Annotated in this window: 16 protein-coding genes; 6 read left to right on the top strand and 10 right to left on the bottom strand. The window is 68.1% G+C overall.

Features of this window, described 5'->3' with window-relative positions; genetic code table 11:
• Window positions 1–49: 49 nt before the first annotated feature.
• On the top strand, window positions 50–1,876 hold the full coding sequence (locus ACFCV3_RS17970; RefSeq protein ID WP_376031107.1) for an MFS transporter: 1,827 nt from the start codon (window positions 50–52) through the stop codon (window positions 1,874–1,876).
• Between the two features lie 390 nt (window positions 1,877–2,266).
• Here the strand turns inward: ACFCV3_RS17970 and ACFCV3_RS17965 are convergent, their stop codons facing one another.
• On the bottom strand, window positions 2,267–3,787 hold the full coding sequence (locus tag ACFCV3_RS17965) for an MFS transporter (protein WP_376031106.1): 1,521 nt from the start codon (window positions 3,785–3,787) through the stop codon (window positions 2,267–2,269).
• A 107-nt stretch (window positions 3,788–3,894) separates the two neighbouring features.
• On the opposite strand from ACFCV3_RS17965, the gene ACFCV3_RS17960 reads away from it, so the two are divergent.
• Window positions 3,895–4,602 carry a TetR/AcrR family transcriptional regulator gene (locus ACFCV3_RS17960; protein WP_376031105.1) on the top strand — a complete coding sequence of 236 codons (708 nt, stop codon included), beginning with the start codon at window positions 3,895–3,897 and terminating at the stop codon, window positions 4,600–4,602.
• Here ACFCV3_RS17960 and ACFCV3_RS17955 read toward each other — a convergent pair.
• A complete protein-coding gene (locus tag ACFCV3_RS17955; protein ID WP_344144973.1) occupies window positions 4,599–4,982 on the bottom strand; it encodes a cold-shock protein in 384 nt (127 codons plus the stop codon). The two genes, ACFCV3_RS17960 and ACFCV3_RS17955, sit on opposite strands and share 4 nt — an antisense overlap.
• Window positions 4,983–5,082: 100 nt before the next feature.
• The gene (larE, locus tag ACFCV3_RS17950) at window positions 5,083–6,552 is read right to left on the bottom strand and encodes an ATP-dependent sacrificial sulfur transferase LarE (RefSeq protein WP_376031104.1); all 1,470 of its coding nucleotides are present in this window, start codon (window positions 6,550–6,552) and stop codon (window positions 5,083–5,085) included.
• 81 nt (window positions 6,553–6,633) lie between these two features.
• On the opposite strand from larE, the gene ACFCV3_RS17945 reads away from it, so the two are divergent.
• The 3 genes from ACFCV3_RS17945 to ACFCV3_RS17935 are packed head-to-tail and all read left to right on the top strand — an operon-like array spanning window position 6,634 to window position 9,183.
• A complete protein-coding gene (locus ACFCV3_RS17945; RefSeq protein WP_376031103.1) occupies window positions 6,634–7,590 on the top strand; it encodes a TauD/TfdA dioxygenase family protein in 957 nt (318 codons plus the stop codon).
• A gap of 55 nt (window positions 7,591–7,645) precedes the next feature.
• A complete protein-coding gene (locus tag ACFCV3_RS17940; RefSeq protein WP_376031102.1) occupies window positions 7,646–8,233 on the top strand; it encodes a TetR/AcrR family transcriptional regulator in 588 nt (195 codons plus the stop codon).
• A complete protein-coding gene (locus tag ACFCV3_RS17935; RefSeq protein ID WP_132404257.1) occupies window positions 8,233–9,183 on the top strand; it encodes a R2-like ligand-binding oxidase in 951 nt (316 codons plus the stop codon). The genes ACFCV3_RS17940 and ACFCV3_RS17935 overlap by 1 nt, the downstream gene beginning before the upstream one ends.
• Here ACFCV3_RS17935 and ACFCV3_RS17930 read toward each other — a convergent pair.
• Window positions 9,180–9,593, bottom strand: coding sequence for a winged helix-turn-helix transcriptional regulator (locus ACFCV3_RS17930; protein ID WP_376031101.1), 414 nt, complete (start codon window positions 9,591–9,593; stop codon window positions 9,180–9,182). The genes ACFCV3_RS17935 and ACFCV3_RS17930 overlap by 4 nt on opposite strands.
• A gap of 50 nt (window positions 9,594–9,643) precedes the next feature.
• On the opposite strand from ACFCV3_RS17930, the gene ACFCV3_RS17925 reads away from it, so the two are divergent.
• Entirely contained in the window at window positions 9,644–10,858 is a 1,215-nt protein-coding gene (locus ACFCV3_RS17925) for an MFS transporter (protein WP_376031100.1), read from the top strand.
• On the opposite strand, the gene ACFCV3_RS17920 is transcribed toward ACFCV3_RS17925, so the two are convergent.
• The 6 genes from ACFCV3_RS17920 to ACFCV3_RS17895 form a co-directional block, all read right to left on the bottom strand.
• Window positions 10,746–12,365 carry an AMP-binding protein gene (locus ACFCV3_RS17920; RefSeq protein ID WP_376031099.1) on the bottom strand — a complete coding sequence of 540 codons (1,620 nt, stop codon included), beginning with the start codon at window positions 12,363–12,365 and terminating at the stop codon, window positions 10,746–10,748. The genes ACFCV3_RS17925 and ACFCV3_RS17920 overlap by 113 nt on opposite strands.
• 40 nt (window positions 12,366–12,405) lie before the next feature.
• Window positions 12,406–13,179, bottom strand: coding sequence for a polyphosphate polymerase domain-containing protein (locus ACFCV3_RS17915; RefSeq protein ID WP_376031098.1), 774 nt, complete (start codon window positions 13,177–13,179; stop codon window positions 12,406–12,408).
• A complete protein-coding gene (locus ACFCV3_RS17910; RefSeq protein WP_376031097.1) occupies window positions 13,176–13,772 on the bottom strand; it encodes a DUF4956 domain-containing protein in 597 nt (198 codons plus the stop codon). The genes ACFCV3_RS17915 and ACFCV3_RS17910 overlap by 4 nt, the downstream gene beginning before the upstream one ends.
• Window positions 13,773–13,852: 80 nt before the next feature.
• On the bottom strand, window positions 13,853–14,518 hold the full coding sequence (locus ACFCV3_RS17905) for a response regulator transcription factor (RefSeq protein WP_376031096.1): 666 nt from the start codon (window positions 14,516–14,518) through the stop codon (window positions 13,853–13,855).
• Entirely contained in the window at window positions 14,515–15,891 is a 1,377-nt protein-coding gene (locus ACFCV3_RS17900; protein WP_376031095.1) for a sensor histidine kinase, read from the bottom strand. The genes ACFCV3_RS17905 and ACFCV3_RS17900 overlap by 4 nt, the downstream gene beginning before the upstream one ends.
• Before the next feature lie 24 nt (window positions 15,892–15,915).
• On the bottom strand, window positions 15,916–16,194 hold the full coding sequence (locus tag ACFCV3_RS17895; RefSeq protein ID WP_376031094.1) for a hypothetical protein: 279 nt from the start codon (window positions 16,192–16,194) through the stop codon (window positions 15,916–15,918).
• Window positions 16,195–16,270: the final 76 nt, after the last annotated feature.

Raw genomic sequence — 16,270 nt, 5'->3', positions numbered from 1 at the left:
GAACGCGCCGTGACTGCGGTCTGTCCCCCGCAGGAGGCAGGATGGAGGCATGCAGACGCCTGACCCTGCCGACCCCCGGCCGACACCCTCCGGCGCCCCGCCGCCCGGTGCCGCCCGAGACGGCCGAACGCCGCCTGCCGGCGAGGCCGGCGGATCCGGGAACGCACGCCGTACGGCTCCTGGGACCGGCAATCCGGGGACCGGGAAGAAGTCGGCCGGTGAGCGGGTCGGGGCGGCTCGGGAGCGATTGGGTACGGCGGGGCGCAAGTTCGGGCGGGCCTCGAAGGTCGGGGCGACCGGGGTTGCGGCGGCGTCGAAGAAGACGGCGAGTGTCGGCGGGACCGTCGGCCGGTGGACCGGGCGGCGGATCAGCGGGCTGACCGGAGCACAGGGCGCTAAGGAATCGGGGCTGCAGCGACTGATCGAGCTGGGCGCGGTGAACGCGGCCGGTGACACAGCGTTCGCGGTGTCACTCGCGGGGACGGTGTTCTTCACCGTGCCGAGCGACCAGGCTCGGGACCGGGTCGCACTGTTCCTGCTGCTGACGATGGCGCCGTTCGCGCTGATGGCTCCGCTGATCGGGCCGATCCTGGACCGCTTCCGGCACGGCCGGCGGTGGGCGATCGGCGCGACTCTCGGTGCGCGCGGGTTCCTGGTTTGGGGTCTCGCCGGGTCGATCACCGACAGCAGTTCGGTCTGGTTGTATCCGGCGGCGCTCGGATGTCTGGTCGCGTCCAAGGCCTACGGGGTGACGCGGGCATCCGCCGTACCGCGGCTGCTTCCCAAGGAGATCACCCTCGTCACGGCCAACTCACGGATCTCGCTGGCCGGTGTCGCCGGTGCGACGGTCGGCGCCGGCATCGCGGGTGCGTTCGCGGCGATCGGGCCACAGTGGTCGCTGCGCTGGGCCGCCTTGGTGTACCTGGTCGGCCTGATCCTGGCGATCCGGCTGCCGTCGGCGGTCGACTCGCCGGCCGGCGAAGAAGTCACCGGTACGGCGGGACGCGAAATGCGGCGGAAGGCGATCACCGCGGCCGTCGCGCGCGGTATCCGCTGCAACCTGGGACTGCGGTTCGTCTCCGGCTTCCTCACCATGTACCTGGCCTTCCTGCTCCGCGACCAGCCGCTCGCCGGGATCAACGGCACAGTCGCGGCCGGTGCGGTGGTCGCCGCGGCCGGCCTCGGCAACAGCCTCGGCACGTTGGCCGGTTCGTTGCTCAAGGCCCGAAAACCCGAGACCGTCGTACTGGTCGTGCTGCTCGCCGACGCCACCATCGCCATCCTGGTGGCGGTGTTCTACGGGTTCCCGATACTGATCGCGCTCGGGTTGATCGCCGGCTCGTGCAGTTCGCTCGGCAAGCTGTCGCTGGACGCGATGATCCAGCGCGACGTCCCGGAATCCGTCCGTACGTCGGTGTTCGCGCGCTCGGAGACCGTGCTGCAACTGTCCTGGGTGATCGGCGGTGGCTGCGGCATCGTGCTGCCCCTCATCCCCCGCCTCGGCTTCGGCTTCCTCGCCATGGTCCTGCTGCTCGCCGTCTTCCTCGTCCTCCGGATGAAACCGTCCGGCATCCCCGGCGTCGGCGGCCCGCCCCGCAAGCCCGCCCCCCGATCTCCCAAGCCCCCGACTGACACCGGTACGACGCGGACGATCCTCACCACGAGCATCGCCGAACAACGCGCCCACCGCACCGACCACCCCGCCGGCTCCGTCAACGAACCAACCATCGAAGTACCAACCACCGGCACACAGCCGGTCGGCCAATGGTGGAGCGGTCAGCCCGACGACGACGCCGACGACACCCTCGAAGACCAGGCCCCCTGGTCCAAAGACCCCACCATCGAAACCAACCCCCGCCCCGACCCACCCCGGTAGCCCAGGCAGCAACCACCCACCGCCGTCAACCACCGCGCGCCCGCCCTCGTGTGCACCAGCCACCGCGCGCGCCTGCCCGGCATCCACCACCAACGTCAACCCGCCTACAGCAACCACCGCCAACCCCAGCCACGGTTCCAGGCTTGGCTACACAACAGACGGCCGCGGCGGCGAGTAGCCCCGCGGTCGCTCTCGGCCGCATGCTCGCGGCGAACGGTGGGGCGCGGGCTCCAACAGCACGGCGACCAGCGGCCGACTGTGTGCGTTTGTGGCTGGTCGCCGCTCCGGCCGTCTGTTGGGTACGCAAGCCTGCGAACGGGTGGCTGGGGTTGGCGGGGGGGGTGCTGTGGGCGGTGGTTGGCCGTGGCGGGGGTTGGCTGTGAGTGGTGGTTAGTGGTCGGCGGTGGTTAGGGCGGGGGTTGTGGGGGCTGGGGTGGGGCGGCGGAGGGTGAGGGTGGTGAGGACTGCTGTGGTTAGGAGGAGGAGGGCTCCTACTACTGAGATGGTGTTGAGGGAGTGGGTGAAGGCTTGGCGGGCGGTCGATAGCAAGGCTTCGGCTGCTGCGGGTGGTAGGTGTGTGGCGGCTGCGGTGGCGGCGGGGAGGCCTTCGCGGAGGGGGGCTGCGGCGTCCACGGGGAGGTCGGCTCGGTAGGCGGCGGTGCCGATGGAGCCTAAGACGGCGATGCCTAGGGCGCCGCCGAATTCGCTGCAGGTTTCCATGACGGCGGAGGCGGAGCCGGCGCGTTCGGGGGAGACCGAGCCGACGATGGACTCGGTGACCAGGGACATCACCATCACGAGGCCGGCGGCTAGCAAGCCGGCGCCGGTGAGGATGACTGCGAGGGAGGACTCGACCCGGACCTGGGTCAGTACGGCGAAGCCGCCGGCTGCGAGGACGAAGGCGCCGCCGGTGACATAGGCACGGTCGAACCGCTTGGCCAGTGTGGTTGCGAGTGGAGCTGCGCCGCCGACGACCAGTGAGGGGGCGAGTGACCAGAGCGCGGCCTTCAGGGGTGACAGGCCCTGCACCAGCTGCAGGTACTGCGTCATGAAGATCGCGTTGCCGACCAGCGCCAGCATGCCGACCGTGTTGGCCGCCAGCGAGCCGCTGAAGGTGCGGTTGCGGAACATCGCGAGCTCGATCATCGGGTACGCCGCGGTCCGCTGCCGTTGCACGAACAGCACTCCGAAGACCAACCCGGCCACGATCGCCAGCACCGGCAACGACGCGGCACCGTGCGCGGCCAGCTCCTTGATTCCCCAGATGATCGGCAGTACGGCGGCCAGTGACAGCACCGAACCGATCAGGTCGAACCGTCCCCCGGCCGGCGCCTTGAACTCGGGTAGCAGCACCGGGGCGAGGACCAGCAGGAGAACCATCGCCGGGATGTTCGCGAGGAACACCGAGCCCCACCAGAAGTGCTCCAGCAGGAACCCGCCGAACACCGGGCCGAGCGAGATCCCGCCCATCATCACCGCGCTCCAGAAGGCGATCGCCTTCTGCCGCTGACCGGCGTCGTGGAACATGTTGCGGATCAGCGCCAGCGTCGACGGCATCAACGTCGCGCCGCCGATCCCGAGCACCGCCCGCGCGGCGATCAGCTGCTCGGGGTTCTGCGCGTACGCCGCCGCCACAGAGGCGAGCCCGAAGGCGATCGCCCCGAAGATCAGCAGCCGGCGCCGGCCGATCCGGTCGCCGAGCGAACCCATCGTGATCAGCAGTCCGGCCAGCACGAACCCGTAGATGTCGAAGATCCACAGCTGCTCGGTCGCGGTCACCCCGAGATCGGCCGAGATGTACGGAACGGCGAAGTACAGCACCGACACGTCCATCGAGACCAGCAGCAGCGGCAGTGCGAGCACGCCGAGCGCGATCCACTCCTTCCGTCCCGCGCGTTCCGTCGTACTCATAACCCCTCCAGAGGATCTGTCTACGGCGCACACTGTGTGTGTCGTACACAGACCATAGCCGGATCTGTCTATGATGTAAACAATCCCAAAATGAGAGAGGTCAGAGCATGGAGCTACCGCGGGTGCTCGAGCAGCTGTGGGGTCTCGAGGGACCGGCCCGGCCCGGACCGAAGCCGACGTTCCAGCTGAGCGACATCGGCGCGGCCGCGGTCGCGCTCGCCGACGAGGGCGGGCTGGCGGCGGTGTCGATGAGCAAGGTGGCGTCCGCGCTCGGCTTCACGACGATGTCGCTGTACCGGTACGTCGACTCGAAGGACGACCTCTACACGGTCATGCTCGAGTACGCCTTCGGCGAGGCCCCGGCCCTGTACGGCGAGGATTGGCGGAGCCGGATGATGTCCTGGGCGGAGGCGTTCCGCGACGGGCTCCGTGCGCACCCGTGGATCCTGCAGGTGCCGGTCTCCGAGCCGCCGTTGTCACCCAACCAGCTGAGCTGGATGGAGTCGGCGCTGCAGGCGTTCCACGACACCTCGCTGACAGCAGGAGAGAAGTTGTCGGCGATGTTGCTGGTGAACATCTACGTGCGCGGCGCCGTCCAGCTCACCGTTCACCAGTTCACGAAGTCACCCGAGGAGTCCGCGGCGGCCGACCGGCTCTACGCCCAGCGGCTGACGTTCCTGGCAACCGAGGACCGCTTCCCCGCAACCGCCGCCGGCCTGCAGCACCCACAGGAGCTGGACATCGACTTCGGCACGGACGGCTTCATCGACGGCCTGGACACCGTCCTCGACGGCATCCAGGCCCGGATCAGCTAGACGTCGAGCTTGTCGGCGACGCCGCGCAGGACGGTCGCGACCTGGCGGGCGGCCTTGCCGTCGGGCTGGCGGCCGCGGCGGTAGTTCTCGCCGAGGTTGTCGAGGAGCTTGATCAGGTCCTCGATGACGAGCTGCATCTCCTCCGGCTTCGGCCGCATCGCCTTCGCCACCGACGGCGGCGGGTCGATCAGCCGGACCTGCAGGGCCTGCTCGCCCTTGCGGCCCTCGACGACACCGAACTCGACCTTCTGGCCGGGCTTGAGGTTGGTCACGCCGGCCGGCAGCGCCTCGGCGCGGACGTAGACGTCACCGCCCTCTTCCTTGCTGAGGAAGCCGAACCCCTTCTCGGAGTCATACCACTTGACCTTGCCAACGGGCACGGGAACCTCTTCAGAGTCAATCGTCGGAATCGCGGATCGGGCGGGCGGCCCGACCGGCTACCCAGAGTACGTGAACGGACGCCGCAGCGCCCGGGGAAAATTACCGGTACTTGTCGGGATCCTTCAGCCGCTCGTTCATCGACCCCGACCGGAAGCCTCGCGGATCGACCCGGGCCGCCGTGAACCCTTCGGCCATGACCGCATTGACCAGCTCCTGGTGATCCACCCGAGCGACCAGATCGTGGTCGATCTCGATACTCGCCGCCTCACCCAGATCGCGGACGCGCACGTTCTGCACCCCGTACGCCGCCAGCCGCGATCGGAGCGCCGCCTCGGCCCGGTCGACCCGGGCCAGCAAGTTCGGTGTGATGCGGATGCCGTAAGCGATCCGGCTGGACAAACAAGCCGCGGCCGGTTTGTCCGAGGTCGCCAACCCCCAGCTGCGCGAGGCCTCCCGGATCTGGGCCTTGGTCAGCCGCGCGTCCTTCAGCGGGGTGATCGCACCCCGCTCGTGCGCGGCCCGGATCCCCGGCCGGAACCCGGCGATCGCGTCGTCGGCGTTCGTCCCGGTCGCGATCGCGGTGATCCCGAACTCGTCGGCGATCGGCTGCAGGGTCTCGACCAGCTCGGCCTTGCAGAAGTAGCAGCGATCCCCGGCGTTGGCCTGGTAGCCCTCGCGCTCCATCTCGTGCGTATGCGGCGTCACATGCCGCACGCCGAGAGCGTCGGCGAACCGCGCCGCCGGCTCCAGCTCCGCATCCGGGAGGCTCGGCGAGATCGCCGTCGCGGCGACCACGTTGGCCGGGCCGATCGCCCGGGCCGCGGCCGCCAGCAGGAACGCCGAGTCGGCGCCACCGCTGAACGCGACGACCAGCTTGTCGTAGGTCGACAACCGCTTCATCAGCGCTTCCAGCCGCTGCTCGAGCACATACGCCTCGAGCCAGGCCGGGAACTCGGTCAGATCGTTCAGTACGACGTCTGCGCCGTACGCCCGCAGTTCGTCAGCCGTGAACGGCCCGGTCGCCACGGCCACCGCAACCGCTCCGGCCGCCTGCGCTCCGTCGATATCGGCGGTGTGGTCCCCGACGAAAATGCCCGCCTGGTGCTCGCGTAGCGCCGTACCCTTCTCGGCTCCGTGCAGGTCACCCACCGGCTCGTCGACGTCCAGCCCGAGGTGCTCCAGGTGCAGCCGCACGGACGGCGTGTGCTTCGCCGAGACCACCATCGTCCGACCGCGCAGGGCCCGGATGGCGGCCAGCGACTCGGCCACGCCCGGCAACGGCAAGCTGCCGGTGATCGCATGCGAGGGGTAGTGCTCGCGGTACCGCGTGACCATCGCGTCGACCTGCTCCGGGGGGAACCAGTTCGCCATCTCCCAGGTCAGGGGCGGCCCGAGCCGGCTCACCACGAGCTCGGAGTCGATGGGGACGCCGGTCTCCGCGGCGAGCAGGTCCCAGACCAGCTGAATCCCCGGGCGCGAGTCGATCAGCGTCATGTCCAGGTCGAACCCGACCACGAGCTCCGGTACGTCGAAGGTCGCGGTGGCGGGCTGGATCTCGGCGGTTGACACGTCCCCAACCCTACGTCCTGCCTCCGGCCGGGCGGTCTCGCATCCCGAAACAGCTCCTAAGTCAACTAAATCAGTTGGATTATGGACATTCACCCCCTGGAGGACATCATGACCGCTCAGCTCGAAGCCCCCGAGATCACCGTGGCCAAGGCCGGTGGCGCGATCGGCGCCGTGATCGGCAACGTCCAGCTCGGTGGCGACCTCGCCCCGGAGACCGTGACGGCGATCCGGCAGGCGCTGCTCGACCACAAGGTGATCTTCTTCCGCGACCAGCACCACCTGGACGACGCCGGCCAGCTCGCGTTCGCGCAGCTTCTCGGTACGCCGACTCTCGCGCACCCGACCTCGAAGAGTCTCGACGGCGCAGCGAACGTGCTGCCGATCGACTCCGACTTCAGTAAGGCGAACAGCTGGCACACCGACGTCACGTTCGTCGACCGGATCCCTGCGGTCAGTCTGCTCCGCGCGGTCACCCTCCCGGCGTACGGAGGCAACACCACCTGGGCGAACACAGTCACGGCGTACGCGGGTCTGCCTGAGTCTTTGAAGGCCCTGGTCGAACGCCTGTGGGCGGTGCACAGCAACGTGTACGACTACGCCGGGCACGCGGACGAGGGCCGGATCGGCGGGGTCGACGTGAAGTTCGAGGAGCACCACAAGCAGTTCGAGTCGAAGCTGTTCGAGACCGAGCACCCCGTCGTACGCGTACACCCCGAGACAGGTGAGCGTTCGCTGCTCCTGGGGCACTTTGTACGCCGCTTCGTCGGGCTGAGCAGCACCGAGACGTCAGCGTTGTTCCAGCTGCTGCAGAACCGGATCACGAATCTCGACAACACCGTCCGCTGGCAGTGGCAGCCGGGCGACCTCGCGATCTGGGACAACCGCGCGACCCAGCACTACGGGGTCGCCGACTACGACGACCAGCCGCGCCGACTGCACCGCATCACCCTGGCGGGCGACGTACCGGTGAGTGTCGACGGTGTCCGCAGTACGCCGCGCACGGGCGACGCGACGCACTTCTCATCACTTGACAACTAACAGCTATACGTCTGACCTCTTGACACTCTGGAGGTTTTTGTAAACCCTCAGGGTCATGGACTCGTTCGCGGACCGGACCAAACGGCGGCTCCACGACGAGCTGCTGGATGCTGCGTACGACGCGATCGTTGCGGGTGGGTACGACGGGCTCCGGATGGCCGAGGTGGCCCGCCGTACCGGAGTGTCCCGGCAGACCGTCTACAACGAGTTCAGCGACAAGTGGGGACTGCTGCAGGCGGTCACCACCCGCGAGACGGAACGGTTCCTGCTGGAAGTGAACGCAGCACTCGCTGCCGCGCCCGACCCGATCGCCGGTTTGCAGGCCGCGGTCGAGCGGGCGCTCACACTGGCCGGGGAGAACCCGCTGGTGAAGGCGATGCTGGGACAGCCGGGATCGGACCAGGCCAGTCAGCTGCTGACCACACGGGGGCAGCAGCTGCTGGAGGTGAGTCACCAGGCGCTGGATGCCCACGTCCGTGAGCACTGGCCCGAGGTGCCACCACAGGACGCGACCAGCTGCGTCGACATCGCCCTACGCGTTGTCCTCAGCCACATCGTCACGCCGGGGCCCCCACCGGCCGCTGTGGCGGCGCAGCTGGCTCGCGTCCTCAGTCCCTTCCTAGTCCAGTCCAGGAGGCAGTGATGACGAATCCGTTGCACAGGCAGGGTTTCAACTCTCTGAAGTCAGGTGGCTTCAACTGGGACGCACTGCCGCTGCGGCTGTTCGACAAGGGCAACCGCAAGTTCTGGAACCCACGTGACATCGACTTCACCCAGGACGCCAAGGACTGGCAGGAGATGAGTCCGAACGACCAGGACAACGCGCTGATGCTCTGCTCACAGTTCATCGCCGGTGAGGAGGCGGTCACCGAGGACCTGCAGCCGTTCCTGCAAGCCATGGCAGCAGAGGGCCGGTTCGGCGACGAGATGTACCTGACGCAGTTCTGTTTCGAGGAGGCCAAGCACACTGCGGTCTTCCGGCTCTGGCTGGACGCCATCGGCGTCACTGAGGACCTACACCGGTACGTCGAGACCAATCCGGGCTACCGCGCGATCTTCTACGAGGCCCTGCCGGTCGCACTCAAGTCACTGGCCGACGACCCGTCACCGGCCAACCAGGTCCGCGCCTCCGTCACCTACAACCACGTGGTCGAGGGGACGCTCGCTCTGACCGGGTACCACGCATGGAACCTGCTGTGTACGGCGCGCGGCGTACTGCCGGGCATGCAGGAGCTGATCCGCCGGATCGGTGACGACGAACGTCGCCACATGGCCTGGGGCACGTTCACCTGCCGCCGGCACGTCGCTGCCGACGAGTCGAACTGGAAGGTCGTCACCGACACCATGGAGGAGCTCCTGCCCCATGCGCTCGTCCAGATCCAGTGGGCCCTCGACAACTCCCCCGAGCTCCCGCCGGAGATCAACCCGACCGCACTGATGACGTACGCCGGCGACCGGGCCACCCGGCGTTTGGGCGCCATCGAGTCCGCAGTGGGCGCAGACGTGGCCGGTATCGACCTGGACTACTCCCCGGAGCGACTGGAGGACGTCTTCGGCGACGAGGACTCAGCCGCGCTCGCTGCGGTCCGCTAGGGCTTTCGCACCTCGGTGTCGGCGGCCGTGACCAGGCGGCCGTCGGCAGCGTGCACCTCGAGCGGCCGCAGCGGTTTGCCGTCGCGGCGATCGAGCAGCTCGGAGCGCGGCTCCCCCGGCTCGAACGAGAACGCCTCACCCCACTGGCGGAGCGCGACGATCACCGGGAAGAGCGCCTCACCCTTCGGGGTCAGCGCATAGTCGCTGTCCAGAATTCCCTGCTCCACAAGGCCTTTCAGGCGTGCACTGAGAATGTTCTTCGCGATCCCCAGGCTCTTCTGGAACTCGCCGAACCGGCGACTGCCGTCGAAGGCGTCGCGCACGATCAGCAGCGACCACCAGTCGCCGACCGCATCCACCGAGCGCGCCACCGGGCAGCTCTCCTCGTCGAACCGCGTCCGCTTGACCATCACCACACCTCCTGGTTGCAAAATGCTACCACCAGCTTTACGGTTGCAACATGAAACCACGACTCTATCTGGCGGTGTCGGCCGCGATCGCGGTGTCGACCGTCTACTTCGCGCAGCCGCTGCTGGTCACGATGGGACAGGACCTCGGCCTGTCCACGAGCACGGTCGGGGTGTTCGTGACGGTCACCCAGATCGGCTACGTGCTGGGCCTGTTCTTCCTGGTCCCGTTGGGTGATCGGCTGCCCCGGCGCCGGCTGATCCGGACCCAGTTCGTCCTGCTCGCCGGCGCGCTGCTGATCGTGGGCTTCGCGCAGAACGCCGTCATGCTGCTGATCGGGCTTGCTGCGGTCGGTGGGCTCGCGGTGGTCACCCAGTCGGTGGTCGCGTTCGGCGCATCACTGAGTGCCCCGGCCGAACGCGGCCGGACCGTCGGCGCGATCACCACCGGCGTCGTCCTCGGCATCCTGCTGGCCCGCACCGCATCCGGGGCGCTCACCGACGTGGCAGGCTGGCGGGCGATCTACCTGGTGGCCTGCGCCCTCTGCCTGCTGATCGCCGCAACCCTGGTCAAGTCCCCGCCGCAACCGCGCACCGATCTGTCGTACGGCGCTTTGCTCCGCTCGATCATCGACCTGTGGCGCGAAGAACCGCTGTTCCGGATCACCGGGCTGCGGGCCTTCTTCATCTTCGCCTCGTTCAGCACCCTGTGGAGCGCTGTCGCCCTGCCGCTGACCGACGAGGGCCTGTCACACACGGCGATCGGCGCGTTCGGACTGATCGGAGCCGCGGGCGCGATCGTGTCCGGCCCGGCCGGACGGCTGGCCGATCGGGGCTTTGGGCAACGAGTTACGCTGATCGCTGCCCTGCTGCTGGTGGCCAGCTGGGCAGTCATCGTCTGGACGCCGAAATCCCTGCTGGCGCTGGCGATCGGCGCCGTCGTCCTCGACCTGGCCACCGGTGCGATCCACGTCACCAACCAGAGCCGGATCTACCCGCTCCGCCCCGACGCAGGCAGCCGCTTGATCGGCGGCTACATGATCTTCTACTCGATCGGCAGCGGACTGGGTGCGATCGCATCCACCTGGCTCTATGTCCGCGCCGGCTGGACCGGTGTCAGCGTGCTCGGTGCAGCCTTCGGTATCGGCGCCTTGCTCACGACAGTCCCAGCAGGCCGACGGACTTCTCGCGCATCTCGACCTTCCGGATCTTCCCCGTCACGGTCATCGGGAAGTCGTCGACCAGCAGCACGTACTTCGGGATCTTGAAGCGGGCCAGCTTGCCGGTGGCGAACTCCCGGACGGCGTCGGCGTCGAGCGGGTCGGCGCCGGGCTTGAGTTTGATCCACGCGCAGAGCTCCTCGCCGTACTTCTCGTCCGGTACGCCGATCACCTGGACGTCGGCGATCGCCGGGTGCGTGTAGAGGAACTCCTCGATCTCACGCGGGTACACGTTCTCGCCACCGCGGATGACCATGTCCTTGATCCGGCCGACGATGTTCACGTAGCCGTCGTCACGCATCACCGCGAGGTCGCCGGTGTGCATCCAGCGCGCCTGGTCGATCGCTTCCGCCGTCTTCTCCGGCTCGTCCCAGTAGCCGAGCATGACGGAGTAGCCGCGAGTGCACAGCTCCCCCGGCTCACCGCGCTCGACCACGCGACCAGTGGCCGGATCCACGAGCTTCACCTCGACATGCGGCATCACCCGCCCGACGGTCGACGTACGGCGGTCCAGGTCGTCGTCACGCCGGGTCTGCGTGGACACCGGCGACGTCTCGGTCATGCCATAGCAGATAGCCACTTCAGCCATGTGCATGTCGGCCACACACCGCTTCATCACCTCAACCGGGCACGGCGACCCCGCCATCACCCCAGTGCGCAGCGTGGACAGGTCGTAGTCGGCGAAGTTCGGCAGGCCCAGTTCGGCGATGAACATCGTCGGTACGCCGTACAGCGCCGTACACCGCTCGTCCTGCACTGCCTGCAGCGTGGCGGCGGGGTCGAACGCCGGACCGGGGATCACCATGCACGCACCGTGCGTTGTGCAGCCCAGGTTCGCCATCACCATGCCGAAGCAGTGGTAGAAGGGCACTGGGATGCAGAGGCGGTCCTCTGCGGTGAAGGCGATCGTCTCGGTGACGAAGAAGCCGTTGTTGAGGATGTTGTGGTGGCTGAGGGTTGCGCCCTTCGGGAAGCCCGTGGTGCCGCTGGTGTACTGGATGTTGATCGGGTCGTCGAAGGCCAGCTCCTCGGTGCGCTGCTGCAGCTCCTGGTCGCTCACTCGGTCCGCCGCGTCGCGGAGGCTGTCCCAGTCACCGGTGCCGATGTAGACGGTCTCTTCGAGCGCTGCGCAGTCCGGGCGCACCTCGTCGACCATGGCTCGGTAGTTGCTGGTTTTGAACTCAGTGGCCGAGATCAGCAGTCGCACACCGGACTGGTTGAGCGCATAGGCCAGCTCGTGCGTCCGGTACGCCGGATTGATGTTCACCAGGATGGCGCCGACCGTGGCGGTCGCGTACTGCGTGATGGTCCACTCCGCGCAGTTCGGCGCCCAGATGCCGACCCGGTCGCCCTTGGCGATCCCCCGCGCCAGCAGGCCCTTCGCGACCCGATCCACCTCGGCACCCAGTTCGGCGTACGTCCAGCGCCGGCCGCTCTGCACCTCCACCAGCGCGTCCCGGTCGCCGTACTGCTCGACTGTCCGTCTCAGGTTGGCGCCGATCGTCTCGCCCAGCAGGGGTACGTCAGAGGTTCCCGAGGCATAGCTAGCGGACATTCGCGCCTCCTGAGTGGTCGTTGCGCCGAGTCTAGGACCGTCAGCGGAAGAGCTGCAGCGTTCGGTGCCAGGGGTTGGCTCGCAACCGGGGGTTCAGGAGCGCGACGGCCACGCAGTACTTGCTTACGCTGATCGGCCGAACTCCCAGCTCACGCAGTACGTCGTCCGCCGTGCCTGCCCGGCCTGCCGTCTTACTCTCGACCAGTACGACGTCCGGCCGCACCTGCACGCTGTGACCTGGCGCTGAGAACCGCAGGTCGGTGTCACAGGTCAGACGGGCGTGGCCGACCGGATCCACCAGCGTGCTGCGCCGATAGGTCGTGGCGAGAGCCGGACCGAGCCGTGGCTCCGGCGGTACGCCGTACTCGGTCTGGAGCCGCTCTGTCACGAAGTCCCAGGCCGGCGGCGTCAACCGGGCGCGGTCCGGGAGTGGATAGTCCACGCGGGACTTGATCGTCTCGGACCGGGCGCCCTTGAGCTTGATCTCCAGACTGCACTCGCCACTGTCCAGGTAGGCGCGCGTCCTGAGCTTGTAGCGGCGACGCCGGCCCTGCAGGTGCTGTCGGTAGAGCTCGTGGTCGGCGGTGTCGAAGTAGACCGACTCGTAGCGGAAGCTGCACCTGCCGTCGATCCACAGCGCGGCGAACGTCGCACGCAGCCGCGCTGTCAGCTCAACGAAGGTCTCCAGCGGCACGAGGTACTTCCGGTCGACTCTGACCTGCAGTGCGGCCTCCGCCAGTACCTCCGGCAGAGTGATCACCGGAAACGGCTCCAGCGCACCTGCCATTGCTGCGGCCGTCCTGGTCGTGCTCATGCGGCGAACTGATGGACGGGCGCCGGACGCGCGGCGCGGGACACCTTGGTCCGACTCCGGTACCGGACGTCGACCACAGTCGTATCGGTGACCAGGTCGAGGTCCAGTACGACGAAGTACTTCACCTCTGCTCCGAGCAACTGCTCCAGCACCGGCCGGATCTCGCTCACCTGCGGGTAGGCGCGGTCGAGCACGACCTTCTGCCGATGCGAGCGGCTGATCAGTCGCGGGTGGTCGACGGTGTACATGACAGCGACGAGCAGCAGACTCAGCACGGGGGCCAGCCACACCGGTCCCGGGTGCAGTCCGTTGACCAGGCCCATCGCGAGCGCCACGAAGTAGTAGGCGACCTCCTCCTGGGTGATCGAGTCGGAGCGCAGCCGGATGATCGACAGGATGCCGAACAGTCCGAGTCCCAGACCCGCACCAGCTCCGCTGTCGGCCAGCATCGCGGTCACGGCCAGTACGCCGATGTTCAGGGCGACGTAGGCCAGCAGCAGGTCGCGGCGGTGGTAGCGCCGGAAGTAGATGCCGTAGGCAAGTAGAGCGACGGCCAGTAGGTCAGCCGGTAACGCGATGGCCAGACCAGTCATGGTTCCTCCTTGGGGACTCGGTGATGTCTCCACCCTGGTCCGGAACCGTGAGACCGGTCTGAGCCGCCGATGAGAGGGTTCTAAGGCAACAGCCGGTAGCCCATCCCGCGGACAGTCTCGATCCGTTCCTGCCCGAGCTTGCGGCGCAGGTAGCGGATGTAGACGTCGACCACGTTCGAGCCCGGGTCGAAGTCGAAGCCCCAGACCTGTGAGAGCAGCTGCTCGCGGGACAGCACCTGATCCGGATGCCGGCAGAACATCTCCGCAAGCAGGAACTCCCGGGCGGTCAGGTCGACACTGCGGTCCCCCACAACTGCCCGTCGGGTGCGGAGGTCGAGTTCGAGGTCACCAACGCGCAGGACTGTGGCGTCCGGCGTACCAGGGCTGTCGGTGCGCAGACGCAACCTGATCCGGGCCAGCAGCTCCTCGAATGCGAACGGCTTGGCCAGGTAGTCGTCCGCACCACCCTGCAGTCCGGCCACAGTGTCCCGCACGCTGTCCCGGGCGGTCAGGATCACTACCGGCATGGTGACTCTGGCCTCCCGCAACCTTCTGAGCACTGTGAAGCCGTCCACTCGCGGCAGTCCGATGTCCAGCACGAGCAGGTCGTACGCACCACTGACAGCCTCTGTGTACGCCGTTTCGCCGTCGCCTACAACTGTGGTGACGAACCCGTTGCCCCGCAGGCCTCGTTCGACGAAGGAGGCGATCCGTTCCTCGTCTTCTGCGATCAGAATCCGGCTCATCCACGCACCTCCGGCAGAGTCAGTTCGAAGCGAGCCCCCGGAGCACTCTGCTCGGCCACTCGGACCTCGCCACCATGTGCCTGCGCAATGGACCGGACGATCGACAGCCCCAGACCGGCACCTTCGGCTCGGACCTGGTCGTCGCCACGGACGAACCGGCTGAAGATCCGCTCGGTGTCGGCGGCTGGTACGCCAGTCCCCGAGTCGGAGACCCACAGCAGCACCTGTCCGTCCCGCACCCGGGAGCCGACAGCAATCCGGTCCCCCGCCTGCGTATGCCGGACGGCGTTCGCCACCAGCTGCATCAGCGCCTGGGTGAGCCGCTGCCCGTCAGCGATCACCACCGCATCGGCCGTCCCGTCCACTCGCCATTGCCGCTCCGCCAGCGGACGGGCCTTGGCCACGACCTCCACGACCAGCTCGGTCAGGTTGACCTCACCCGGTGCCAGGAAGTCCGGCCGGTCGCTCTTGGCCAGCACCAGCAGGTCGTCGACCATCCGGTTCATCCTGGACAGCTCGTCGAGTACCAGCGCCTTCGTCTGCTCCTGGTCGTCCGGGTCGTCACTCATCAGCTCCAGGTGTCCCCGGATCACGGTGATCGGCGTCCGCAGCTCGTGGCCCGCGTTGTCGGCGAACTCCCGCTGCGTGAGGAACGCCGCCTCCAGCCGGTCCAGCATCGTGTTGAAGGTACGTGCGAGCTGAGCGACGTCATCGGTACCGACGACCTGGATCCGGCGCCGCAGGTCGGATTCACTGATCTGCTCGGCCGTACTGCGTAGCTGGCGGATCGGAGCGAGCACTCGCCCGGTGATCAGCCAGCAGGCGACAGCTGCCAGGGCCAGGGTGATCGCACCGACCACGGCCAACGCCCGGGCCGCGTCCTCCGACGGCTGGGCGATCAGGTCGCGGAACTCGATCACCACCAGCTGCGCCCGGACCGGCTGGTCGCCGACCCGGACCGGCAGGACGCCGTACCGGACCTTGCCAGCCGAGCTTGTGGCCCAGCCGTACGTCGGTTCGGTGGCACCGGCGATGCGCTGGATGAACGCGTTGTCGGTGTCGAGGCGGGCCGGCGGAGTGCCCTGACCGCGCCGGTACGGGCGGCCGTCCACGATGGTGAAGAAGGCCTCGGAGTCGTCAGGCAGATTCAGCTGGAGCCAGCGCTCCAGCAGCTCCTCCGGTGTTCGGAGAGCGGCTGCGTCTGGCGTGGCGGCGAACCCGCGGAACTTGGCCGCCTCATGGCTCAGCTCCCGGTCCGCTGCGTCGTCGGAGCGACTGGACAACACCTGCCAGGTCACGAAGACCACCATGACCATGGCCAGTGCGAGCACGCCCAGCATCCAGGAGATGATCCGGACCCGTGCACTGGGCACTGGGCGCCTCAACCGCGCCCCTGGTCAGCCATCGTCGTCCGGGCCGTCGTCATCGGGGTCGTCCGGACCGTCGTCGACATCGTCGCCTGCCGTCCGCACCGGGGCGGGTGACACCGGCCCTGCCCCCGGACCGCTCGGCCGGGCAGCCGGCGGTTGCTTGGTAGGACCCGCCGTACTGGGGGTGACGACGACGGTCTCCCCCAGCTCCGGGCCGGACTGCTCGGCCAGCCATCGCGGCAGCACGAATCCGGCCACCGCCAGCACGACGGCGACCAGTCCGTAGACCACTCGAGGAGATCGCACTCTCCCACCCTGCGATCCGGGCCGAAGAACCGCATGAGGCGAACATTACAGATCTCTCATGCAGGCAACGGCTTCT

Source organism: Kribbella sp. NPDC056345 (genome assembly GCF_042262745.1).
Lineage (GTDB): Bacteria > Actinomycetota > Actinomycetes > Propionibacteriales > Kribbellaceae > Kribbella.
The sequence above is the reverse complement of the archived record's forward strand: the minus strand, read 5'-3'. Positions and strand labels throughout refer to the sequence as shown.